The organism is Pseudomonas paralactis (genome assembly GCF_001439735.1).
Classification (GTDB): domain Bacteria; phylum Pseudomonadota; class Gammaproteobacteria; order Pseudomonadales; family Pseudomonadaceae; genus Aquipseudomonas; species Aquipseudomonas paralactis.
The window spans coordinates 14,880-39,413 of record NZ_JYLN01000009.1 but is presented as its reverse complement, the minus strand read 5'-3'; the positions used below and the strand labels follow the sequence as shown (position 1 = coordinate 39,413).

Sequence of the window (24,534 nt, the reverse complement as noted above, 5' to 3'; positions counted from 1 at the left end):
TCCAGGGGCCCCGTCCATTCGGCGGCCCCTGTTCGAGAATGTTTTAGAGGAGCCAGTCATGCGTTACATCAGCACCCGCGGCCAGGCACCGGCCCTGAATTTCGAAGACGTTCTGCTGGCAGGCCTTGCCACCGACGGCGGCCTGTATGTGCCGGAAAACCTGCCACGCTTCACCCAGGAAGAAATCGCCTCCTGGGCCGGCCTGCCGTATCACGAGCTGGCTTTCCGAGTGATGCGCCCGTTCGTCACCGGCAGCATTCCGGATGCGGACTTCAAGAAGATTCTGGAAGAAACCTATGGCGTGTTTTCCCACAACGCCATCGCGCCCCTGCGCCAACTGAACGGCAATGAGTGGGTACTGGAGCTGTTCCACGGCCCGACCCTGGCGTTCAAGGACTTCGCCCTGCAACTGCTCGGTCGCCTGCTCGACTACGTGCTGGAAAAGCGCGGCGAGCGCGTGGTGATCATCGGCGCCACCTCCGGCGATACCGGCTCGGCGGCTATCGAAGGGTGCAAGCACTGCGAAAACGTCGACATCTTCATCCTGCACCCGCACAAGCGCGTGTCGGAAGTTCAGCGTCGCCAGATGACCACCCTCTTCGGCGAGAACATCCACAACATCGCCATCGAAGGCAACTTCGATGACTGCCAGGAAATGGTCAAGAACAGCTTCGCTGACCAAAGCTTCCTCAAGGGCACACGCCTGGTGGCGGTGAACTCGATCAACTGGGCGCGGATCATGGCCCAGATCGTCTACTACTTCCATGCATCGCTGCAGTTGGGCGGCCCGGCGCGTTCGGTGTCGTTCTCGGTGCCGACCGGCAACTTCGGCGACATCTTCGCTGGTTACCTGGCACGCAATATGGGCTTGCCGATCAACCAGTTGATCGTTGCCACCAACCGCAACGACATCCTGCACCGCTTCATGAGCGGCAACCAGTATGTGAAGGAAACCTTGCACGCCACGCTGTCGCCATCCATGGACATCATGGTCTCGTCGAACTTCGAACGCCTGCTGTTCGACATGCACGGTCGCAACGGCGCAGCCCTGGCCGAGTTGATGAACAGCTTCAAGCAAGGTGGTGGTTTCAGCGTCGAGCAAGAGCGCTGGACCGAAACCCGCAAGCTGTTCGATTCCCTGGCCGTGGACGACGCGCAGACCTGCGAAACCATCGCGCAAGTCTACGCCGAGACCGGCGAAGTGCTCGACCCCCACACGGCCATCGGCGTGAAAGCTGCGCGCGAATGCCGCCGCAGCCTGGATATTCCGATGGTGATCCTCGGCACGGCACACCCGGTCAAATTCCCCGAAGCGGTGGAGAAAGCCGGTGTTGGCAAGGCACTGCAATTGCCGGAGCACCTGGCCGACCTGTTCGAGCGTGAAGAGCGCTGCACCGTGTTGGCCAATGACCTGAAGGCGGTGCAGGCGTTTGTCAGCCAGCACGGTAACCGCGGCAAGCCGCTCTGATTTCCACAGTTGGTCAGATTACATCCGGCAGTTAGCTTTTTTGCAGTCGGCCAAGCCCGTCCTCGTGACGGGCTTTTTTATTTTGGCGAGCCATACTTGTCCCTTCGCCCAATCAAGGAAGCTAAATCGGTGCAGGTTTTGATTCAATGGACAGTGCGGCTGATGTGCGTGCTGTGGCTCACCCAACTACCGGTAAGCCTGGCGGCCGTCAGCCTGCCCTTCAAGCTGGTGCCGGCGTTTATCCCGCTTGAGCCTTTGCCCCTGGCGCCCGCAGAGCAGCAGTGGCTGGCGACCCATCGGACGTTGAAGGTGGGTATCTCCATTGATGACTATCAGCCGATCGATATCACCCGCGACCGCAACCGCTATCAGGGCATCAGTGCCGATTACCTGAGCCTGGTCGGCGCACGCTTGCAGGTGCCGATGCAGGTGCTGGGCTTTGCCGAGCGGGCCCAGGCGGTCGAGGCGTTGCGCAGCGGGGCCATCGATATTCTGACCAGCGCCAACGGCTACGAGCGCGATGTGCCCGGCTTGCAGTTCACCCAGGACTACATGCCCGACCGGTCGGTGGTGGTGCTGCGTCGTGATGAGTTTCAAGAGGATGACCTGGCGGGCAAGAAAGTCGTATTGCTTGATGGCTACGCCAATGTGCACAACGTGCAGGCGGCTTACCCCGATAGTCACATCATGCTCGCACCCAACCTCTACAGCGGCCTGGAAGCGCTCAAGCAAGGGGATGCCGATGCGTTTATCGGCAATGAAGTGATTGTGCGGGCCTACAAATCGCTGCGGCCTTACCTGGGGTTGCAGATCAAGGAACAAAGCCGGCTGGCGCCCATCGGCTTTGCCTTTGCCACCCGCCAGGCCGATCCATTGCTGGGGGCGATGATGAACCGCGCCTTGGCGAGCATTGACGAGTCGGTACAGCGGGAGATCCTGGGCCGCTGGACGACAGGGCTTGGCGTCGGCTTTCGCGGTGAGCGCGTAGAGTTGTCCGCCGCGGAGCGCACCTGGCTGTTGCAGCATCCCCATGTGGTAGTGGTGGCCCAGCAAATGTCGCCCTATATCTTCAGGGATAAGGACGGCCACTGGGTGGGTTTGAATGTCGACCTGCTGCACCGCATTTCGCGCATGACCGGTTTGCAGTTTGTCTTCGAAGAGGTGCACTCCACCGCGCAAACCCTGGAATGGCTGGAAACCGGCAGGGCGCAGATGAACACCACCCTGGCGTCGAATCAGGAGCGCAGGGCGCTGCTCGACTTCAGCCATGGCTTTGGCGGCTCCGGCTGGGTGTTCGTGGAGCGCGCCGACGCCACGCCGCTGACGGGCTTGAAGCAGCTGGACGGTAAGGTTCTGGCGCTGCCGGCGCGCCATGTGCTGGAGAGTTACGTCCGCCAGATGCACCCGCAGATCAAGCTGCGCCTGGTAGACAATTACGCCCAGGCCCGTGAACTGGTGCAACGGGGCGAGGCCGCTGCCACGCTGCAAACCGAAGTGGAGGTACAGAGTTACTCCCAGGAGGGTTTGCGTATCGGCCGCAGCGTCGACGGCAAGTGGTCATCCAATTGCCTGTCGGTACGCAAGGACCAGCCTGAACTGCTGAGTATCCTCAACAAGGCCCTGGAAGCCTTGCCGGTGGCCGAGCTGAGCGCACTGCGCCTGCGCTGGATCGGTGCTGTGGCGATTCCGGTGCCAGCCTGGCAACGGGTGCCCCCCTGGGCGTATTGGACGGTGGCCACGGCGCTGCTGTTTGTGCTGGTGTCGCTGGTGTGGAACAGCCGGCTCAAGCGTCAGATTCGTCAGCGGCTGGAAGCCGAGCAGCGGCTCAATGACCAATTGGCGTTTAAACGCGCGTTGCTCGACGGTATGCCCAACTCGCTGTTCGTGCGTGACCTGGCCGGGCGGCTGGTGACCTGCAACAAAAGCTATGAACAGCAACTGGCGACCCGGCTTGAGCTGATTCAGGGGCTGACGCTGATGGAGAGTGGGGTAATGCCTGAGGCCACAGCGGCGCGCCTGCACGCCGGCCATATGGAACAATTGGCCACGCAAGAGTCGTTGTTTGTCGATCGCGAGCTGGAGTTCAACGGCGGCAGCTTTCACGTTTACCAATGGACGGTGCCGTTCTTCGATGCTCAGGGCCGCTTGCAGGGGCTGCTGGGTGGCTGGATCGATATCAACGAACGCAAAGACCTGGAGCACCAATTGATGGATGCCCGCCAGGCTGCCGACGAAGCCAACTACGCCAAAAGTGCATTTCTTTCTGCATTGAGTCATGAGATTCGTACACCTATGACCGCTATCATCGGGTTGCTCGAACTGGAGCAGGAACGCTGCCTTGCCAGCGGCCAGCCCGTCTCTGAAGCCTTGCAGGTGGCCCATCGTTCGGCGCGCGAGCTGATCGCGCTGATGGGCGACAGCCTGGACCTGGCCAAGATCGAAGCCGGTCACCTGCAACTGGTACCGCAAACCACCGAATTAAAGAGCTTTTTCGAAGGCATCCAGCGCCTGTTCGAAGCCACGGCGCAAAAAAAAGGCCTGCATTTGACCCTGGCGTTTGATCCGGCAGCCAAGGGCTATTACTGGTTCGATCCGCTGCGTTTACGCCAGGTGATGCACAACCTGCTGGGCAATGCGCTGAAGTTTACCGAGCAGGGCGGGGTGCGGCTCAGCGTCACCTGCCAGCGGGATGAGTCCAATAACGAATACCTGCACCTGTGCGTCGAGGACAGTGGCCCAGGCATCAGCGCCGAGCAGCAGCCGCGGCTGTTCAAGCCATTTACTCAAGTGAGCGCATTGACCGCAGCGGAGCATGGCGGCACCGGGCTGGGCCTGAGTATCTGCAAGCAATTGGTGGAATTGATGGGCGGTCGCATTCACCTGGCAAGCGTGGTGGGTGAGGGCACCGAGGTGTGCATCGACCTGCGTCTTGATCGGGTCAGCACCGACGATGTGCCGGCCACGCCTGCACCAGCCTTGCCTGCTGCAGGTCGCAGCCTGTCGGTGCTGGTGGTGGATGATTTGGCCGCCAACCGTCTGGTGCTGGCGCAGCAGTTGCAGTTTCTGGGGCATCAGGTGATCGCCCTGGATTCGGCCGAGGCCGCCTTGCAGCGCTGGCGTGAGCAGCGTTTTGACGTGCTGGTGACCGATTGCCAGATGCCGGGTATGTCCGGCTATGCCCTGAGCGAGGCGGTCCGGCGTATCGAAGCCCAAGAGCATCGGCCCCGTTGTGCGTTGATCGGTTGCACGGCGAACGCAATGAAAGATGAACAACGACGCTGCGAGGATGCGGGGATGGATGAACTGCTGGTCAAGCCGGTGACCCTGGAGCACTGGACCCGCGTGCTGGCGCAGGTGGCGCCGCAGCGTTCATTCGATATCCAGGCCCTGCGTACCATGACCCAGGCCGATGGGCCGGTGCTGCACAGCATGTTGCAGGAACTGGCCAAAAGCCTGGACCACGAACATGAGGTGTTGGCCAGCGCCCTGGCCGAGCGTGATGTGGCGCGCTTGAATGCGGCGTTGCATCGCCTCAAGGGCATTTGCTCGCTGGTGGATGCGTTGCCGTTGGCCAAGGCTTGTGTGGCGCTTGAGCAATGCGCGCGAGAACAGCGTGGGGCTGAGCTTGAGCAGCCGTGGTTGAGGTTGTCCGAGGTGCTCAAGGCGTTTCGTCGCGACCTGCAGCCTTATCTGGACTTGTAGGAGCGAGCTTGCTCGCGAAAACCTCACAGGCGCCGCGTCTATTCAGGGAACACACGTTATCGTTGACGTTTTTCGCGAGCAAGCTCGCTCCTACAGGCGACTCATTTCGGACGCGTCCTATGGGGTGCTTCGCGGCTTATGGCTACTGTGGGGGACTTTTCCCAGTATCGACTCCATGACCCATGCGCTCTCTCAATGTACTGATCCTCGAAGACAACCCGTTTCAGCTGATGGCACTGCACCAGATGCTCAATGCCAACGGTGTGTTCAATGTGCTGACCGCAGAAGATGTCGAAACGGCCCGTCAGTCCCTGGACAGTAAAGGGCCGGTGGATATCGCCATCTGCGATCTGTACCTGGAGCGCGGCGATGGCCTGGAGTTGATCCGTGAGCTGGCCGAGCATCGTTTGGCCCAGGTGTTGGTCCTGCTCAGCAATGCCGAACCCGATGTGCTCGAAGGCGTGGCGAATATGGCGCGGCAATTGGGCCTCAACGTGCTGGCGTGTTTGCCCAAGCCAGCCTCGGCAACGCTGATCGGGCAAGTGTTGGCTGACTGCCAGAGGCATTTGCGGCCGGGGCCAGCGGCGCTGTCCTGGGAGCGTGTGCGCCAGTTGCTGGGGTTGAACACCAGGGAGCAACTGCCGCCGTCGGCGGATGTCAGCCAGGCGACCATCGCGGCCTGCGGCAGGGTCTGGTATCAACCCATCGTCAGCCAGGCCGGGGTGTTGCAAGGGGTGGAGGCCTTGGCGCGCTGGCAGTTGCCGGAAGCTCAATTGCTGCTGCCCGATGAGTTCCTGCCGGTGCTGGAGTTTGCCGGCATGGAAGAGGCCTTTACCTGGCATGTGCTGGAACAGGCACTGGGCCTGGCCAACCAGGTCATGGGCGAGACCGGCCAGGTGCTGCCGGTGGCGGTGAACATTCCCGGACGTATGCTTGAGCGCACGCACTTTCCCCAGATATTGCAGGGCCTGCTGCAACTTCACGGCATACCTGCCCATAGCCTGACGCTGGAGCTGGTGGAAACCTCAACGCTGAAAACCGACAGTGCCCACCTCACCGGCTTGCTGCGCCTGCGGATGCTGGGCTGCCAGTTGTCCATCGGGGATTTCGGCATGGGCGGCACCAGCTTGCAGCATTTGCTGGAATTGCCCTTTACCGAACTGAAAATCCCCCCGGCGTTTGCCTGCGGGATGGCCGGTGACGATCGCAAGGCAGCAGTGGTGGCGGGGGCCATGAGCATGGCCGCGCGTCTGGATATCGCCGTGGTGGTCACCGGGGTTGAAAGCGCTGCCGATTATCACGCCGTGGGTGAACTGGGGGCGGCGTGGCTGCAAGGCTGTTTCATTGCCCGGCCGATGGAGGCCGAGGCGCTCAAGCAATGGATCGCGTTCCAGGCTAGGCCAGCCCGTGTTCCTGCACATAAATAAACAGCGCGGCATCATTGGCCAGTCCCAGTTTGCGCATGGCGCTGACTTTTTGCGCACTGACGGTCTGCTTGCTGCGATGCAGGTGCGCGGCGATCTGGCCCACCGTCATGCCCGTGGCCAACAGGCGAATCACCTCCAGCTCCCGGGGTGACAGATGCTCCTGGGAGTGCAGGCGATCGGCGCCGACTTCCCCGGCCAGGCTCAGCGCCTGGCGAATGGTCTGGGCCACGTAGGTGCGTTGCTGGCGCACCTGGCCAATCGCCTGGGGCAGTTCATCGGCCAGGCTGGCCTTGCTCAGCAAGCCCATTACGCCCAATGCCAGAATCGAATGAAACAAACCGGCATTGTTGAGCATGGTGACCACCACAATCGGCAGCTGCGGAAAGCGTCGGCGCAGTTGCTCGATCAGGCGCAACCCGTCGGCGTGGGGCTCGGAGGGCATCATAAAGTCGGTCACCAGCACATCGCAGGCACCGTCTTGCAGTAACGCATTGAGGGCCTGTGGCGAGTTGGCCTCCCCGACGATGCTGATGTGCGGGTCACGCTCAAGCACTGCGCGCAGGCCAATCAGGAAAATCGGATGATCGTCGGCAATGACGATACGCAAAGGCGGTTCAGACGCAGCTCTCAAGGCAGGCTCCCAGGTAGTCCAGGGATTCTAGCGTGTGAAGGTGTGTTTTTTCTCTGTCATCTTTTCCGTGCATGCTCGTTTTCCTCAAGCAGTGGATTACATAAAAGGTAGAACTTTCTGCTTTGAGCACGGGTCACTTGAATGTCAGCCTCTTCGTGACATTTTTGTTTTTCGAACCTTTTTCGAATGATTGAGTGGTGATCGAGATGGAAAGTATCCACCTATTGCTCAGTGAAGCACTGAGCCCTTATCAGGTTACGCTGACCACTTCTGGTATGCGGGAAGACTGCCTGGTAACCGTAAAGAACCCCGGCGGCGCCATTGTGGTAGAACGCGAAGTCGATCGCGCGCAATTGGCCGACAAACGCGCGCTGGTGGATGTCGTGGATTGCCTGCTGCGCGACGTGAAAATCGCCGAAGGGCGCCTGGAACCCTCGGTCATTGCCGCCTTGCGTAACGCTGCCCAAACCCGTGGCGGCGCACTGGCATGAAACATTATTTTTCTTCGGAACCTTCCTACGCGGCGGTCAGTCAGAGTCCGTAACAGCAAGAGCAATCATTGTGCTCCGGTGTTTGTCGCTTGCTGTGCGTGCCTTTTTAAGGCCACGTTTAACCCCGAGTTGTCTCCCCACTGCTCGGGGTTTCTTTTTGCCCGCGATTCTCAGATCGCGCCATTCTCGCGCAGGCGAGCAATAGCTGCGGCGTCGTAACCCAGCGCATTGAGCAGCACAGTGTTGTGCTCACCCAATTGCGGGCCCACCCATTCACAGCTGCCCGGTGTGTCCGAGAGCTTGGGCACAATGCCCGGCATCTTGAAGTCCTTGCCGTCCGGGAGCTTGGCCTTGAGGAACATTTCCCGGGCCAGAAATTGCGGGTCGCCCAGCATGTCTTCGGCGCTGTAGATACGGCTGGCGGGCACTTCGGCTTTGTTCAGTTGCTCTATCACCTGCTCCAAGGGCAGCGAGTTAACCCAGCGGTCGATCACGCCGTACAGCTCGTCGCGGCGGCTGTCGCGCCCGTCATTACTGGCCAACTGCGGGTCGTTCGCCAAGTCGTCGCGGCCGATGGTTGCCATGAAGCGCTTGAAGATCGCATCGCCATTGGCGCCGATCTGCACATGCTTGCCGTCTGCGGTGGTGTGGATCGAGGACGGGGTGATGCCGGGCATGATGTTGCCGGTGCGCTCACGGATAAAACCGAACACATCGAACTCGGGGATCATGCTTTCCATCATGGCGAAGATGGCTTCATACAGCGCCACATCCACCACCTGGCCCAAGCCGCCGTTGACTTCGCGGTGACGCAGCGCCATCAGCGCGCCGATCACTGCCCACAACGCGGCAATCGAATCGCCGATGGAAATCCCGGTGCGCACCGGCGGGCGGTCCTCGAAGCCGGTGATATAGCGCAAGCCGCCCATGGACTCACCCACTGCGCCAAACCCCGGCTGGTCTTTCATCGGCCCGGTCTGGCCGAAACCCGAGAGGCGTACCATCACCAGCTTGGGGTTGAGGGCGTGCAGGGTTTCCCAGTTCAGGCCGAGTTTTTCCAGCACCCCGGGGCGGAAGTTTTCGATCAGGATGTCGGCGTCGGCCAGCAGTTGCTTGAGGATCGCCAGGCCGTCGGGGTGCTTGAGGTTGAGGGTCAGCGACTGCTTGTTACGGGCCTGCACGAACCACCACAGCGAGGTGCCCTCATACAGCTTGCGCCATTTGCGCAGCGGGTCGCCGCCGTCCGGGGATTCGACCTTGATCACCTCGGCACCGAATTCAGCGCAAATGCGTGAGGCAAACGGGCCGGCGATCAGGGTGCCCAGTTCGATGACTTTCAGGCCGGCAAGTGGTTTGGCAGTGAGCGACATGGGGATCCTTACAAGCGCGGGACGATGATGTCCTGCTTTTTAACATAGGCGAGCCGCCCGGATGCAGCGCAGTATTCGTTCAATGCCCTCGCCATCGGTTAGACTGGCCGCCTTTCCTTGTCTTTAGAAGCCCGTTCATGGCCCAGCCGTCCACGACCTACAAATTCGAACTCAACCTCACCGACCTCGACCGCTCGGTGTACGAGAGCGTCAAACAGACCATCGCCCGCCACCCTTCGGAAACCGAAGAGCGCATGACCGTGCGCCTGCTGGCCTACGCCCTCTGGTACAGCGAGCAGTTGGCGTTCGGGCGTGGCCTGTCGGATGTAGACGAACCGGCCCTGTGGGAAAAAAGCCTGGATGATCGGGTTTTGCACTGGATCGAAGTCGGCCAGCCGGATGCCGACCGCCTGACCTGGTGCTCGCGCCGCACCGAACGCACCAGCCTGCTGGCCTATGGCAGCCTGCGCGTGTGGGAAGGCAAGGTGGTGCCGGTGGCCAACAACCTGAAAAACGTACATATCGCTGCCGTGCCCCAGGAAGTGTTGGAGACCCTGGCCAAGGACATGCCCCGCGTCATCAAGTGGGACGTGATGATCAGCGAAGGCACGATCTTTGTGACCGATGACCGTGGCCAGCATGAAGTGCAACTGCAATGGCTGGTCGGCGAGCGCGGTTAAACCTTGGCTGAACCCGGCTCCCTGTAGGAGCGAGCTTGCTCGCGAAAAACTCCAGGGCACCACGATCACCCAGGCACACGCGTCATCGTTAACCACCTTCGCGAGCAAGCTCGCTCCTACAATGATTAAAGAGAAGTTATCACCACCGTATGCGTATCGATCCCCGCCCTTTGCCCGCCGTCCTGCCTTTTCTCGGTGAACTGCCGCCGCTGTTGACCCGCCTTTACGCCGCACGCGGGGTGCAGTCGGAGGCCGAGCTGGACAAGAGCCTGGCGCGGTTGATTCCCTACCAGCAGCTCAAGGGGATCGACGCGGCCGTGGACTTGCTGGTGACCGCCCTGGAGCAGCGCCAGCGTATCCTGATCGTCGGTGACTTCGATGCCGACGGCGCCACGGCGAGCACCGTGGGCACCCTGGGCCTGAGATTGCTCGGTGCGGCCCATGTCGACTACCTGGTGCCCAACCGCTTCGAATACGGCTACGGCCTGACGCCGGAAATTGTCGCGGTGGCGTTGCAGCGCGAGCCGCAATTGCTGATTACCGTGGACAACGGTATCTCCAGTGTCGAAGGCGTGGCGGCGGCGAAAGCGGCGGGGTTGCAGGTGCTGGTCACCGACCACCACTTGCCCGGCGATGAACTGCCGGCCGCCGACGCCATCGTCAATCCGAACCAGCCGGGCTGTACGTTTCCCAGCAAGGCCCTGGCCGGTGTCGGCGTGATCTTTTACGTGCTGATGGCCCTGCGCGCACGCTTGCGCAGCCTGGGTTGGTATGACAACAAACCCCAGCCGAACATCGGTGAACTGCTTGATCTAGTGGCCCTGGGCAGCGTTGCCGACGTGGTGCCGCTGGACGCCAACAATCGTATTCTCGTCCACCAGGGCCTGGAGCGTATTCGTGCCGGTCGTGCGCGGCCGGGCATCAAGGCAATCCTGGAAGTGGCCAAGCGTGATCATGCGCGTATCACCTCCACCGACCTGGGTTTTATCCTCGGCCCGCGCCTGAATGCCGCCGGACGCCTGGATGACATGAGCCTGGGCATCGAATGCCTGCTCACCACCGACGCTGGCGCCGCACGGGAAATGGCCGCGCAACTGGACGGCATGAACCAGGACCGTAAATCCATTGAACAAGGCATGCAGCGCGAGGCCCTGGCCCAGCTCAAGGACTTGCCGGTGGAGTCGATGCCCTACGGTTTGTGCCTGTTCGACCCGGAGTGGCACCAGGGGGTGATCGGTATCCTCGCCTCGCGCATGAAAGAACGTTACTTCCGCCCGACCATTGCCTTTGCTGACGCCGGCGACGGACTGCTCAAGGGCTCTGGACGCTCGGTGCAAGGCTTTCATATCCGCGATGCGCTGGCGGTCGTCGCCAGCCAGCACCCCAACCTGATCACCAAGTACGGCGGCCACGCCATGGCGGCGGGGCTGACCTTGCCCGAGGCCAACTTCCCGTTGTTTGCGCAAGCCTTTGATGCCGAAGTGCGTCGGCAACTGCGCGAAGAAGACCTCACCGGCCGCCTGCTTTCAGACGGTACCCTGGCGGTGGAAGAGTTTCACCTGGAACTGGCCCGCGCTCTGCGCCATGCCGGCCCATGGGGGCAGCACTTTCCGGAGCCGTTGTTTCACGGCGTGTTCCAGTTGGTGGAGCAGCGGGTGGTGGGTGAGCGGCATTTGAAAGTGGTGCTCAAGAGCGAATGCGGGTCGGTGAAGCTCGATGGCATCGCCTTTGGTGTGGACCGCGAAGTGTGGCCAAACCCGACGGTGCGTTGGGTGGAATTGGCCTACAAGCTGGATGTGAATGAGTTTCGTGGCAATGAGACGGTGCAACTGATGATTGCGCACATCGAACCGCGCTAGTTTTCATCAACACCACGTACCACTGTGGGAGCGGGCTTGCCCGCGATGACGGAGTGTCAGTCAACGCTACTGTGACTGCGCCAGCGCTATCGCGGGCAAGCCCGCTCCCACATTGGGTCTTGGGTTAAGCTGGAGTTATTCGGCTTTGGCCTGATGCTTGACGATGATATCCACCAACCGCTTGGCCAGCGCCGGGTAGTTTTCATCGAAGTGATGCCCGCCCGGCAGCTTCATGGCTTCGCCCACGGCGGTCTTGTCGGTGCAGCCACTCTCGTCGACTTCTTCGGCACCGTAGATGCACACGACTTTTTCAGGCGGCAGCTTGGCCATTTCCGGGCCGGTGGCGGCTTCTTTGCCGGCGTTGCCCAGCCAGCCTTCCACTTCGATTTCAAAGCTGCCGGTGCGGGCGAAGGCCAGCAGGATGATCGCGTCTACCCGTTGCTGTTCGTTCTCTGGCATACGGTTGTAGATCGCCGGCAGTACGTCGGCGCCGAACGAGTAACCGGTCAGCACGAAGCGCTTGGTGCCCCATTTCTGCCGGTAGTGTTGCATCAGTTCGGTGAGGTCCTTGGCGCTTTGCTCCGGCGTCTTGTGCTGCCAGTAGTAGCGCAGGGTGTCGATGCCGACCACCGGGTAGCCGATCTTCGCCATCTCGCCCGCCACGTCGCGGTCCAGGTCACGCCAGCCGCCGTCACCGGAGAGGAACAGGGTCACGGTGTCCTTGGCTTGCCCGGCAGGCACTTCTACCACCGGAATCGCCAGGCCGCCGTTGTCCGAACCGACCAGTTGCTTGCGCAGTTCGTTGTTCAGCACTTGCGGGTAATGAATGTCGTAGTCGCTGATGCTGGTGGTGGCACGCGGTGTGTCACGTACGAAGCTGGCGCTTTCATCGTCCGGGTTGTCGTTCCACGCCACCAGCCAGTTGCCGTGGGCAGAGGCTTTGGGCAGCGGGTCGTTGCAGCCTTCCTGTTTCAGGGCAAAGCCCACGGAGATCGCGTTAGCCTTGTCATCATTCTGAGTGGCCAGCCAGCGCCAGGCGAGCGCAGCGCCAGGGCCGATGCCGCTGACCAGGGTTGCCGGGCCTTTGAGCTGCGCCAGGGCGCCTTGCAGGGCTTGTTCCTGCAGCTTGCAGTCATCCTTGGGCAGGATCACTTGAACGATTTGCGCTGCGCCGCCCTGGCTCAGGGCAACCAGCTGACTGTCGGTCAGGGCTTCGTCGGCCAGCACGGCCACGGCCACACGGGCTTTGGCGGCGCTTGCGGGGGTGACGCGGGTCATTACCGAGCCGTCGGCCTGGGGCAATTGCTCCAGGGTCGGTTGCGGGGCAGGGCGGTTCCAGTACCAAAAGCCACCCGCCGCGATCAGCGCAAGCAGCACTACAAAGGCCAATACATACCGCCAGGAGCGTCGAATCATCAGCGTTTCACCAATCCAGTCAAGCCGCCCGCGATCAGGGCGGCGGTATCGGCCAGTGCCACCAGCGGATCAAGTCCTGCGGGCACGGCCATGTAACGGGGTTCCCAGTCGGGCTGGAACTTGTCTTTGAAGCGGCGCAAACCTTGGAAGTTATACAGTTGCTCGCCACGGCGGAACACCATCGAACCCAGGCGCTGGGTCAGCGGTGCGCCACGGCGCGGTTGCAAGCCCGACAACGGCACCATGCCGAGGCTGAAGCGGGCGTAGCCGTGGCTCTTATAATGTTGAATCAGGCCTACCATCATGAATTCCATGGTCAGCTTGGGCGCGTCGGGGTGGGCGCGCATCAGGTCAAGGCTGGCCAGGTCGTGATTGTAAGTCTCAAGCAGGTTGGCGAAGGCTACCGGGCGCCCTTCAAAGCGAATGATCGCAATACGAAAGTGCTTGAGGTAGTCGTCGCTGAAACGGCCCAGAGAGAAGCCCTTTTCGCGCACATTCTTACCTGTAAGCCAGGCATCGGAGATGACTTTTAATTCATCCATCGGCGCCTGGCCGGGTTCGAAGATTTCCAGGGACAGGCCGTCGCGGGTGCCACGGTTCCAGGTGTAGCGCAAATCCTTCATCTCTTTGCCCTTGGCTTCAAGGTCAAAGCGTTTCAGATCGACCCGGGCTTCCTCACCCAGTTTGATCGCGGTGAGGCCGATGTCCATGTAGTACGGCAGGTTCTCGGCGCGTACCTGGTAGAACACTGGGCGGGCGTGGTGGATGTCACACAGGTCACGGAACTGCCAGATCATCTCGGCGCGCGGCTGGGTCGGGCCGATCGGGTCGTACAAGGCCACCAGGCTGCGCCCGCGACGAGCGTACATCAGGAAGGCTTCATCGTTGGGGTGAAACAGCAGGGCCTTGTCGCCGGTGAGCGCCAGGCCGCCGTCGGGTTGGGACGAGGCCATCAGGATCTTGCTGGCGCGCTCCAGTTCTTCCGGGGTCGGCAAGTGGATGACCGGGCGCGCCGTGCGCAGCAGCCAGGTCAGCGACACGATCACCAGCAGCACCGCGGCACCCAGCAACGAGCGCAAGCCGCGCGGGGCGTTGGCGTCGAGGGTGAACTGCCACCACAGTTGATGGCTGTAAGGCACATCCTGATAGGCGAACAGCAGCAGCCAGATCGAAGCGCCGAGCACGCAGACACTGGCCACCAGGTACAGCGGCGAAAACGGCAGTTCGGTCAAGCGGCTGGCGCGGTAGAACGAGCGGCGAAAGATCGCCAGCAGCACCGCGGTCATGGTCATCAGGCTGGCTTCTTCCCAGTCGAAACCCTTGAGCAGCGAGAGCAGGGCGCCCACCAGCAGCAACACCATGGTCAGCATCCAGGCCGCCGACAAACGTCGACGCAGGCCCTGGGCGAGCAGCAAGCACAACACGCCGATCAGGCTGGCACCAAAGTGCGAAGCGTCAATCAGGCGGTGGGGAATCAGGAAGCCGATGTTTTCCAGGCGTGAGTCGATCTCTGGCGTGGCGCCGGAAAACAGCAGGACCACGCCGGACAAAAAAACCAGGACGGCCAATACCGGCGCTGCCAGCCCCGACGCTACCCGCAGGCTCTGTTGGGTCTGGAACAGGCGCTGGGCCTCGTTGACCAGCAGGAACACACAGGCGATCAACAGCGGCAGCACCACGTAGATCATCCGGTACAGCAGCAAGGCGGCGGCCAGGGGCGCGGCACCGAGTTTGTCGGCGAAGGCCGCCAGCAGGATCGCTTCGAATACACCCACGCCCCCCGGCACATGGCTAAGCACGCCGGCGGCCAGGGCCAGCAGGTATACCAGCAGGAACGGGCCGAAGGGCGGTGCCTCCGGCAACAGCATATAAAGGACGCCAGCGGCGGCGGCCACGTCGAGGGCGGTGATGATCAGTTGCAGAAAGGTCAGGCGTCGGCCCGGCAGGCGCAGGGTACGGCGACCGGCCTTGACCAGCAGGTTGTCGGGGTAGGGTTGTTCCGGCAGGCGGCGGCGATAGATGCCGACGCACAGCATGGCCGACAGCACTAATACTGCGCCGGAAACACCCCCGAGCAGGCTTTGCGGTAAATGCAGGTAAGTCGAAGCCGCCGGCAAATTGCTCAGCGTCGCCAATGCGGCCAGCGGCGGCAGGGCGCAGCCCAGAGCGAGGCTGGCGAACACGGTCATGTGCGCCACTTCCGATGCGCCGATGCCGTGGCGGGCATATAAACGGTAGCGCACCGAACCGCCCGAGAGCATCGACAAGCCAATGGCGTTGCCGATGGCAAAGGCGGTGAAGCCACCCAGGGCCAGGGTTCTGGCGGGTAACTTCACCCCGGCATAGCGTGCGCCGGAAAATTCGTAACCGAGCAGGATAATGAAGCCTGCAACCGCCGCTGCAAACGCACCGAGCAAGGCTGGCTTGGGCACTTCCAGAATCGAATCGTGGAGTGCGTAGAGGTCCAGCTCCAGCAGCAGATGGCGGCAGGCGATCAGGGCGATTGCAAACAGCAGCAGCGTGACGGCCAGGCCGATGGGCTGGCGATACTTGCTCAACAAATCCAGCCAACGTAAACGGGTCGGCGTGATCGGTTGTTCTGCTGTGACGGTGTCTTGTGGTTCAGACGAGTTGGCGCGCATCAATCACCTCGTGGATTGTGCGCGACAGGATGGGGGTATCCAGCCAAGTTACCAATCCCTATGGACAAAATAATTACAAATATTAACGCGGATCACCGGGGGCGGCGACTGCGGCCATTGGTCGTAGAGGGCAGTGCTTGAGCATTGAGCATAGCGTGCAATGAGATGGACTCTACAAACCGACTACGGTTTCATGAAAGATGCCATGCCATTGTTTCAGAAGAACTTTTTCGCCAGATACAAAAAAGGCCACTCTTTCGAGTAGCCTTTTTTGATGTTTGGTTGCGGGAGCCGGATTTGAACCGACGACCTTCGGGTTATGAGCCCGACGAGCTACCAGACTGCTCCATCCCGCGTCTGTGGGCGGCATTCTACAGCGCAATGGCGAGGTGTCAACCGTTAATGAGCCGATGGCACAAATAAGCGCGAATTATTCTGAAATCAAGGTGTTGGCGGTGTTTTCAGGCGCAACGGGAGAAAACAGGCGCGCACAAAAAAGGCCACTCTTTCGAGTAGCCTTTTTTGATGTTTGGTTGCGGGAGCCGGATTTGAACCGACGACCTTCGGGTTATGAGCCCGACGAGCTACCAGACTGCTCCATCCCGCGTCTGTGTGTCGGCATTCTACAGAGGAACGCGAGTGTGTCAACCTGTAAATCAAACAAAAGCGCTTGTGGTTCAATCGGTTAGCTCTCCAAGGCATGATCTTGAAGCGCTCGGGGCCAGTCGGGCCGAGGCTTTCAGCTCTATCGGAAGCCTGGATTCGATTGAGAAAATAAATTCATCATAGAAACTTCCTACCACTTGGAAGGAAGAATCAAACTACTGGTGCTATATACAGGGGTGAATGCGATACTGACCACCCGTTGGTCCACACCCCGTTTATATGACGCAGCGCAAAATCATCCACGTCGACTGTGATTGCTTCTACGCCGCCATCGAGATGCGTGACGACCCGAGCCTGGCGCAAAAACCCTTGGCTGTGGGCGGCTCGGCGGACCGGCGGGGGGTGATCGCTACCTGCAACTACGAAGCGCGTGCGTATGGGGTTCGTTCTGCGATGTCGTCGCGCCATGCCCTGAAGCTGTGTCCCGACCTGACCATCGTCAAACCGCGCATGGATGCCTATAAGGAAGCGTCGAAGGAAATTCAGACGATCTTTCGCGACTACACCGACCTGATCGAGCCGTTGTCGCTGGATGAAGCCTACCTCGACGTCTCCGACAGTCCGCATTTTAACGGCAGTGCCACACGTATCGCCCAGGACATCCGTCGCCGGGTCTCCAACCAACTGCATATCACCGTGTCGGCCGGCGTGGCGCCGAACAAGTTCTTGGCCAAGATTGCCAGCGACTGGAAAAAGCCCAACGGCCTGTTTGTGATTACCCCGGACCAGGTCGAAGACTTTGTCTCGCAGTTGCGGGTCAGCAAGCTGCACGGGGTTGGCAAGGTCACCGCCGACAAGCTTGCGCGCCTGGGCATCGAAGACTGCTTGCAGTTGCGCGAGTGGAACAAGCTGGCGTTGGTGCGCGAATTCGGCAGTTTTGGCGAACGACTCTGGAGCCTGGCCCGTGGGATTGATGACCGCGTGGTGCAAAACGACAGCCGTCGGCAATCGATCAGCGTGGAAAACACCTACGATGTGGACTTGCCGGATCTCTCAAGCTGCCTGGCCAAACTGCCTGAGCTGATGGACACCCTGGCCGGGCGCATGGCACGCATCGACAGCAGCTACCGGGCCGGCAAACCGTTCGTGAAAGTGAAGTTTCATGACTTTACCCAGACGACGCTGGAGCAGGCCGGGGCAGGGCGGGATCTGGAGAGTTATCAGCAGTTGCTGACCCAGGCGTTCAATCGCGGGGGGAAGCCGGTGCGGTTGCTGGGGATTGGGGTGCGGTTGCTGGACCTGAGCGGCGGCAACGAACAGCTCGAATTTTCCTGGTAGAAACCGGGATTAAAGAATGTAGGGGATCTAAATGTGGGAGGGGGCAAGCCCCCTCCCACATTGTCCTGTGCAAACTTTGAGAGCTCAGCGTACGCCAGGGTCTGCGACGAGTCGCCCCGCATCCTTGGTCAACGCTTGCACAAACTCCTGCTGCAATTCCGGATCATTGCGCGTCAGTTCGATCAGGCTTTGTTCCAGTTCGCTGGCTTCTTCTTCCAGGCCCAACTCCGACAGGCGCTTGACGCGGTGCACCCACTGGTTCACTTCGTCATCTTCCAGGTCGTCGTAGATCAGGGCATGGGCTTCCAGCAATTTGCCGCGCAGGGAGTTGCTGACCGCCAGGGTCGAGTCCGTATGCACGTCGTCCTGGCCATCTTCCACGCTGATCTTCAAGGTGGTGACGCGGTTCAGGTCCTGCTCGGCGAATGGGCTGTCCAACAGGTTCAGGCGCAGGACGCCGTTGCGGTCGGTGGTCAGCTCATGGGTCTGCTTGCCGGCAGTGACTTGTACCGGGCGCTCGCTCCATGGCAGGCTCGAATACTCCAGGCGCTTGTCACGCTGGACTTCATCGATAGCCGCCAGGTTCTGTTGCGCACGGCCGTGGGATTGCACGTTCATGAACGGGTTGATGCCGTCCACGCCGTAGCTCAGCCAGTCTCGCGTCACGCTCGTGGGCAGGTTGCCGAGGGCGAAGATATTCGCCACGTTGGCACCCACGCCTGCCACTAACGCCACGGCACCCAGCGGCATCTCATAGAGTTTGCGCCAGGGTTGGTAGGGCGTGTAGCGATCGTAACGACGGGTGACTTCGAATTCGGTGACCTCGAAGGTCTTTTGCTCATGAATGCGAACTCGGCGTTGCGGCAGCTCCAGCACTTTGGGTTCGCCTACATCAATCTGCAGGCTGTGGTCGAGCAACTTACGCTCGACCCGCTCCTCGTGCTCACTGCGTTGCGACATCTGATTGGCGCAGCCGCTGACCAGCAGGGCGCCGCACAAGGCGGCGCCCCCCAGGGCTCTGGTGTTTCGCTTGAACATGACTTCTCTTGATCTGGTTTTCAGCGACGAATACGCGCCTGAAGGAAAGACAGCACGTCAGCCACCGGCAACGGTTGAGCTTCGGCTTCGGTCCGGCTCTTGTATTCCAGATTGCCATCAGCCAGGCCGCGGTCACTGACCACGATCCGGTGCGGGATGCCAATCAGTTCCATGTCGGCGAACTTGATGCCCGGGCTGGTTTTCTTGTCCCGGTCATCAAGCAGCACTTCAAAACCGGCAGCGGTCAGTTCAGCGTACAGCTTGTCGGTGGCTTCGCGTACTTGCTCGGTTTCATAGCGCAACGGCACCAGAGCCACCTGGAACGGCGCCAAAGCGTCACTCCAGATAATGCCTTTCTCGTCGTTGTTCTGCTCGATGGCAGCGGCAACCACGCGGGATACGCCAATGCCGTAGCAGCCCATGTCCAGGGTGATCGGCTTGCCGTTCTCGCCCAGCACTTCGCACTTCATCGCCTTGCTGTACTTGTTGCCCAGCTGGAAAATGTGCCCGACTTCGATGCCGCGCTTGATTTCCAGGGTGCCTTTGCCATCCGGACTTGGGTCACCCGCTACGACGTTGCGCAGGTCGGCCACGGTTGGAACCGGCAGGTCACGCTCCCAGTTCACGCCGAAGTAGTGCTTGTCGTCGATGTTCGCGCCGATACCGAAGTCGCTCATCAGCTCGACGGAACGGTCGATGATGATCGGCAGCGGCAGGTTCAGCGGGCCGAGGGAGCCTGCACCGGCGCCAATGGCGTCGCGCAGTTCGGTATCGGTGGCCATGACCAGCGGGCTGGCTACGCCAGGCTGGTTGGCGGCCTTGATTTCGTTGAGCTCGTGGTCGCCACGGATCACCAGGGCGATCAGCTTGCCTTCTTCTTCAGCGCGCACGATCAGGGTCTTGATGGTCTTTTCAATCGGCAGATTGAATTTCTCCACCAGCGCCGCGATGGTCTTGGTGTCTGGCGTGTCGACCAGGCGCAGCTCTTCGGTCGGTGCTGGGCGCGAGGTTTCACGCGGTACGGCTTCGGCTTTTTCGATGTTCGCCGCGTAGTCGGAGCCGTTGCTGAACACGATATCGTCTTCGCCGGACTCGGCCAGTACGTGGAACTCGTGGGAGCCGGCACCGCCGATCGAGCCGTTGTCCGCTTCAACCGGGCGGAACTTCAAGCCCAGGCGCGTGAACACGTTGCAGTAAGCCTGGTGCATGCGATCGTAGGTCGCTTGCAGGGAAGCCTGGTCGGCGTGGAACGAATAGGCGTCCTTCATGATGAATTCACGGCCACGCATCAAACCGAAGCGCGGGCGGATCTCGTCACGGAATTTGGTTTGGATCTGATACAGGTTCAGCGGCAACTGTTTATAGCTGCTCAACTCGTTGCGCATCAGGTCGGTGATGACTTCTTCATGGGTCGGGCCGGCGCAGAAATCGCGGCCATGACGGTCCTTGAAGCGCAGCAACTCGGGGCCGTACTCTTCCCAGCGCCCGGATTCCTGCCACAACTCAGCCGGCTGGGTGCTCGGCATCAACACTTCCAGAGAGCCGGCAGCGTTCATTTCTTCGCGAACGATGGCTTCGACCTTGCGCATCACCTTCAAGCCCATGGGCAACCAGGTGTACAGGCCCGAGGCCAGTTTGCGGATCATACCGGCGCGCAGCATCAGCTGATGGCTGATCACAACCGCGTCGGAAGGCGTTTCTTTCTGTGTGGCGAGCAAATATTGACTGGTACGCATGGTAGGCCGTTGTCGGTTGCTTGGACTTGAAATGACTTGGGATTGTACGGGCGGTTGCTGCTGGAGTACAGGCGTGAGGTGGCGGGGCGTATCTGTCGTAACCGTCGCTTGTGTGGGCGCTGGCTTGCCTGCGATAGCGGCGTTGGGTTCACCCTCACTATTGCAGGCAAGCCAGCTCCCACATTGACCGAGTCGTATCAGTCTTCCTGCGGCGGATTCAGCCGGGCGCGGCGGTTCTCCTGGAACCAGTGCAGCGCAATCAGGAACAGCGTCGGCACGCCCATCAGGCAAGTGATCATAAAGAAGTTGTGATAACCGAACTTCTCCACCATAACCCCCGAATACCCGCCGATCAGGCGTGGCAGCAACAGCATGATCGAGCTGAGCAACGCATATTGGGTCGCGGAGAACTTGAGGTTGGTCAGGCTCGACAGGTACGCCACGAAGGCTGAGGTGGCCATCCCCGAACTGAAGTTGTCCAGGGAGATGGTGACAATCAGCATCTGCAGGTCGGGGCCCATGTCGGCAAGCATCACGAACAAAAGGTTGGTGCCGGCCGAGGCCACGCCGCCGATGAACAGGATCGGCAGGATCCCGAACCGCACGATCAACAGGCCGCCCATGCCGGCGCCGAGCAGGGTCATGATCAGGCCGAAGATCTTGCTCACCCCGGCGATCTGGTCCTTGGTGAAGCCCTGGTCGATGTAGAACACGTTGGCCATCACGCCCATCACCGTGTCGGACATGCGATAGGTGGCAATCAACCCGAGCAGCAGCAGCGCCTGCCAGCGGTAACGCAGGATAAAGTCGTTGACGGGCGTCAGCACCGGCGCCAGGCCCCGGCGGCCCATGGCCGAAAGGCACAGGCCGGTGAGGGTGATATAGAGGATGGCGCGCAGGAACGCGCGGTCTTCCATCAGCAGTTCCCACAGGCTTACGCCCTGGAACAGCACGCTGGCGAAGTCGGTGTTGTATAGCTGGGTGAACATCGCCGGTACCGACACCAACAGTACGATCAGTACGAACACCGACACCAGTTGGTGCACGAAGCTGTAGCGCCCGGCCTGCAGTTGGGTGCGCAGGGGCACATCGGGTTCACGCATGAGCAAGGTGGTCAGCAGCGCCGGCACCATCAACACGCCGAACAGCACATAGGTGCCGGTCCAGGCCGAGTGTTTATAGTTGAAACCGGTGGAGCCGAAGCCTTCGGCAAAGAACAGCGCGCCCGCTGTGGCCAGCAGAGCAGCGATGCGATAGCCGGACATGTAGCTCGCGGCCAGGGCGGCCTGGCGGCTGTCATCGGCGATTTCCAGGCGGTAGGCGTCGACGGCGATGTCTTGTGTGGCCGAGGCAAAGGCGACTACCACCGCAATGGCGATCAACCACGACAAGTGTTTTTGCGGATCGCAAAAGCCCATGCCGATCAATCCGAGGATCACCAGCGACTGAGCCAGCACCAACCAGGAACGACGACGCCCCAGTTTGCCGAGCAGCGGCAGGCGCCACTGATCGAGCAGCGGCGACCAGACCCATTTGAACGCGTAGGCCAGGCCGATCAAACTTGCATAGCCGATGGTCTCGCGGGCCACACCGGCCTCGCGCAGCCACACGGAAAGCGTCGAGAACACCAACATGTAAGGCATGCCGGCGGCAAAGCCGAGCAACAACAGCACTAACGTCGAGGGGCTGGCATAGGCGGCGAGCGCGGCGCGCCAGGTTTTACGGGGCATGGGCTGGAGTCTGCCTCAGATTTGCGGAAACAAAGCGCGCACTCTAACCGCTGTGCTCTACCGGACGCCAGCCATGGCGCTGAATATCAACACGATTGTTCAAGATAGTGACGCCTTCGCTACGCAAACGCGCACGTTGTTCATCGCCCGAGGCGCTGCCTACCGGTAGACTTATCCGACCACCGGCGCCCAGCACCCGATGCCAGGGTAATCGCGTGTCCTCGGGCAACTGGCTCAGGGTGCGTCCGACCCATCGGGCGGCACGACCCAGGCCCGCCAGGTGAGCCAGCTCGCCATAGCTCACCACGCAGCCTTCGGGCACTTGCGACAAAGTCAGGTACAGCGCGGTACGCCGCATTTCGGCGGGGCTTTGCGGCGCATCGGCGGGTGGCTTCATTATGGGGATATCCGTTGAGATCGTCGCGGTTTTGTCAGAAACGTCTGTAAACATGACGATGAGCATTGAACTCAATATAAATCCTTGAGTCAGTTCTAGCCATGTAACACTATAACGCCCCTTTTTTTGCCACTCCTGAGCCCCGTATCTGCTTATGTTGTCCAGAACTCTGTTATGCCTTGCTGTTTTCAGTGCTTCCACGCCTTTGCTCGCCGATACCGTCTGGTTGAAAAACGGCGACCGGCTGACCGGCAAGATCAAAGTCTTCGACGGTGGCAAATTGCTTATCCAAACCACCTATGCAGGATCGATCCCGGTGGACTGGAAGCAGGTCAAGACCCTGGAAAGCGACCAGGAGCTGCTGGTCAAGCAGGACGCCTACAGCGGCGAAAAAGCCAAGTCGTTGCAGGCATCTGACGAGGGCAAGGTGGTGCTGGCCAATGGCGAGGCACCCAAGACGGTGGAGCTGGCAAGCATTCAACAAATCATGAAGCCCAAACCGGTGATCGAAGATCTGGTGTGGAAGGGCAACGTCGACCTGGCGCTGGACTACAAGCGCGCCGACAAAGACACCAACGACTACGACATCGACTTCAAAACCTCGGCCCGTCACGGCCAGTGGCGGCATACGGGCAAGGGCGAATACAACCGCGAGTTCCAGGACGACATCACCACCACCGATAACTGGGCGCTGGAATACAACCTGGACCGCTTCATCACCGAGAAATGGTTCTGGCAGGGCCGCCTGACCTACAAGCGCGACAAGATCGAAGACCTGGCGCGTCAGCGCGTTGTCGGTACCGGCCCGGGCTATCAGTTCTGGGACGATGAACTGGGCGCGTTCTCCCTCGGTTCGCTGGTCAACCGCACCGATTATGAATATGCCGATGGCGGCAAGGACAACTTCTATTCCCTGGCCATGAAGTGGAACTACAACCGCTACCTGGTGGGCAAGACTGTTGAGTTCTTCACCAACGGCGAATTGGGCAAGCCCCTTGCCGGGCCGTCGGAATATTCCCTGGATGCGGAAATGGGCCTGCGCTACAAGGTCACCGAATGGGCCTCGCTCAACTTGAAGGCTGAACGCAACGAGGTCAGCGGCAGTTCCGAGAGCAGCCTGAGCAAGACCCGCTACACCGCGGGCTTTGGTGTGGCCTGGTAAAAGCAGCTGCGGCCACTCTGGCAACCTGCGCGGATATTGATTACCTTGTGTTGAGATCCATTCCCATATGCCATGGGCGGCGGAACACCCGAGGAGTCATACGTTGAGCGCGCACGTTGCCAAGAACGCCCGAGAGCTGTTGCTCAAGGAATACCGTGGGGCTTTGGCCACACAATCCAAAGCCATGCCCGGTTTTCCCTTCGGCTCGGTCGTGCCCTACTGCCTCGACGAGCAGGGCCGCCCGCTGATCCTGATCAGCCGCATCGCCCAGCACACCCATAACCTGCAAAAAGATCCCAAGTGCTCGCTGCTGGTGGGTGAACGCGAGGCCGATGATGTGCAGGCGGTGGGGCGCCTGACCTACCTGGCCGAGGCCCAGAAGCTGGAAGACGCCGCGGCCATCGAAGCGGCTGCCGAGCGTTACTACCGCTACTTTCCCGATTCGGCCAACTACCACAAGGCCCATGATTTCGATTTCTGGGTGCTCAAGCCGGTGCGCCACCGTTATATCGGTGGGTTTGGCGCGATTCACTGGGTCGACGAGTTGACCCTGGCCAATCCGTTTGCGGGCAAGGCCGAGCGCAGCATGATCGAGCACATGAACAGCGATCACGCCAAGGCCATTGCCCATTACGTCGACCTCGGCGGCTTGCCTGCCAGCGAGCCTGCGCAGTTGGCCGGCATCGACAGCGAAGGCATGCACCTGCGTATTGGCCAAAGCTTGCATTGGTTGCCTTTCGAGATGCCTTGCAATACGCCGACACAAGTACGCGAGGCCCTGGTTTCATTGGCTCACGCCCAGGCGTGGCCGAAAAAAACCACGGCAGGCGCTTGAATTCAC

17 protein-coding genes and 2 tRNA genes are annotated in these 24,534 nt (G+C 60.8%); 9 read left to right on the top strand and 10 right to left on the bottom strand.

The window, feature by feature from the left end:
* Positions 1-58 precede the first annotated feature (58 nt).
* The 3 genes from thrC to TX23_RS21120 all read left to right on the top strand — a co-directional run bounded on the left by thrC (position 59) and on the right by TX23_RS21120 (position 6,597).
* On the top strand, positions 59-1,468 hold the full coding sequence (gene thrC, locus TX23_RS21130; protein ID WP_057703881.1) for a threonine synthase: 1,410 nt from the start codon (positions 59-61) through the stop codon (positions 1,466-1,468).
* A 129-nt stretch (positions 1,469-1,597) separates the two neighbouring features.
* Complete coding sequence (locus TX23_RS21125; protein WP_057703880.1) at positions 1,598-5,170, top strand: ATP-binding protein; 3,573 nt, start codon at positions 1,598-1,600, stop codon at positions 5,168-5,170.
* A gap of 182 nt (positions 5,171-5,352) precedes the next feature.
* The gene (locus TX23_RS21120; protein WP_057703879.1) at positions 5,353-6,597 is read left to right on the top strand and encodes an EAL domain-containing response regulator; all 1,245 of its coding nucleotides are present in this window, start codon (positions 5,353-5,355) and stop codon (positions 6,595-6,597) included.
* Here TX23_RS21120 and TX23_RS21115 read toward each other — a convergent pair.
* Positions 6,566-7,228, bottom strand: a complete 663-nt coding sequence (locus tag TX23_RS21115) for a response regulator transcription factor (RefSeq protein WP_057703878.1) — start codon at positions 7,226-7,228, stop codon at positions 6,566-6,568. The two genes, TX23_RS21120 and TX23_RS21115, sit on opposite strands and share 32 nt — an antisense overlap.
* 206 nt (positions 7,229-7,434) lie before the next feature.
* On the opposite strand from TX23_RS21115, the gene TX23_RS21110 reads away from it, so the two are divergent.
* Positions 7,435-7,719, top strand: coding sequence for a DUF3509 domain-containing protein (locus tag TX23_RS21110; protein ID WP_057704004.1), 285 nt, complete (start codon positions 7,435-7,437; stop codon positions 7,717-7,719).
* Positions 7,720-7,889: 170 nt separating this feature from the next.
* Here TX23_RS21110 and TX23_RS21105 read toward each other — a convergent pair whose 3' ends face one another.
* A complete protein-coding gene (locus TX23_RS21105; protein WP_057703877.1) occupies positions 7,890-9,089 on the bottom strand; it encodes a CaiB/BaiF CoA transferase family protein in 1,200 nt (399 codons plus the stop codon).
* Positions 9,090-9,226: 137 nt separating this feature from the next.
* Between TX23_RS21105 and TX23_RS21100 the strand changes: the two genes are divergently transcribed.
* Entirely contained in the window at positions 9,227-9,769 is a 543-nt protein-coding gene (locus TX23_RS21100; RefSeq protein ID WP_057703876.1) for a YaeQ family protein, read from the top strand.
* A 149-nt stretch (positions 9,770-9,918) separates the two neighbouring features.
* A complete protein-coding gene (gene recJ, locus TX23_RS21095) occupies positions 9,919-11,628 on the top strand; it encodes a single-stranded-DNA-specific exonuclease RecJ (protein ID WP_057703875.1) in 1,710 nt (569 codons plus the stop codon).
* 135 nt (positions 11,629-11,763) lie between these two features.
* Here recJ and TX23_RS21090 read toward each other — a convergent pair whose 3' ends face one another.
* The 4 genes from TX23_RS21090 to TX23_RS21075 form a co-directional block, all read right to left on the bottom strand.
* Positions 11,764-13,044 carry a virulence factor family protein gene (locus TX23_RS21090; RefSeq protein ID WP_057703874.1) on the bottom strand — a complete coding sequence of 427 codons (1,281 nt, stop codon included), beginning with the start codon at positions 13,042-13,044 and terminating at the stop codon, positions 11,764-11,766.
* The gene (gene mprF / locus TX23_RS21085; protein ID WP_057703873.1) at positions 13,044-15,686 is read right to left on the bottom strand and encodes a bifunctional lysylphosphatidylglycerol flippase/synthetase MprF; all 2,643 of its coding nucleotides are present in this window, start codon (positions 15,684-15,686) and stop codon (positions 13,044-13,046) included. The genes TX23_RS21090 and mprF overlap by 1 nt, the downstream gene beginning before the upstream one ends.
* Before the next feature lie 279 nt (positions 15,687-15,965).
* A tRNA-Met gene (locus tag TX23_RS21080) sits at positions 15,966-16,042 on the bottom strand.
* Positions 16,043-16,216: 174 nt separating this feature from the next.
* Positions 16,217-16,293: transfer RNA gene (locus tag TX23_RS21075), tRNA-Met, on the bottom strand.
* A 278-nt stretch (positions 16,294-16,571) separates the two neighbouring features.
* Here TX23_RS21075 and dinB point away from each other — a divergent pair.
* Positions 16,572-17,630, top strand: a complete 1,059-nt coding sequence (gene dinB / locus TX23_RS21070; protein ID WP_057703872.1) for a DNA polymerase IV — start codon at positions 16,572-16,574, stop codon at positions 17,628-17,630.
* A gap of 84 nt (positions 17,631-17,714) precedes the next feature.
* On the opposite strand, the gene TX23_RS21065 is transcribed toward dinB, so the two are convergent.
* The 4 genes from TX23_RS21065 to TX23_RS21050 all read right to left on the bottom strand — a co-directional run bounded on the left by TX23_RS21065 (position 17,715) and on the right by TX23_RS21050 (position 22,531).
* On the bottom strand, positions 17,715-18,668 hold the full coding sequence (locus TX23_RS21065) for a hypothetical protein (RefSeq protein ID WP_057703871.1): 954 nt from the start codon (positions 18,666-18,668) through the stop codon (positions 17,715-17,717).
* Between the two features lie 20 nt (positions 18,669-18,688).
* The gene (locus TX23_RS21060) at positions 18,689-20,404 is read right to left on the bottom strand and encodes a proline--tRNA ligase (protein ID WP_057703870.1); all 1,716 of its coding nucleotides are present in this window, start codon (positions 20,402-20,404) and stop codon (positions 18,689-18,691) included.
* 197 nt (positions 20,405-20,601) lie between these two features.
* A complete protein-coding gene (locus tag TX23_RS21055; protein WP_057703869.1) occupies positions 20,602-22,134 on the bottom strand; it encodes an AmpG family muropeptide MFS transporter in 1,533 nt (510 codons plus the stop codon).
* 43 nt (positions 22,135-22,177) lie between these two features.
* Positions 22,178-22,531, bottom strand: a complete 354-nt coding sequence (locus TX23_RS21050; RefSeq protein WP_057703868.1) for an MGMT family protein — start codon at positions 22,529-22,531, stop codon at positions 22,178-22,180.
* A 154-nt stretch (positions 22,532-22,685) separates the two neighbouring features.
* Between TX23_RS21050 and TX23_RS21045 the strand changes: the two genes are divergently transcribed.
* Entirely contained in the window at positions 22,686-23,693 is a 1,008-nt protein-coding gene (locus TX23_RS21045; protein ID WP_057703867.1) for a DUF481 domain-containing protein, read from the top strand.
* Between the two features lie 103 nt (positions 23,694-23,796).
* Positions 23,797-24,528, top strand: a complete 732-nt coding sequence (locus TX23_RS21040; protein ID WP_057703866.1) for a HugZ family pyridoxamine 5'-phosphate oxidase — start codon at positions 23,797-23,799, stop codon at positions 24,526-24,528.
* The last annotated feature ends 6 nt before the right edge of the window (positions 24,529-24,534 follow it).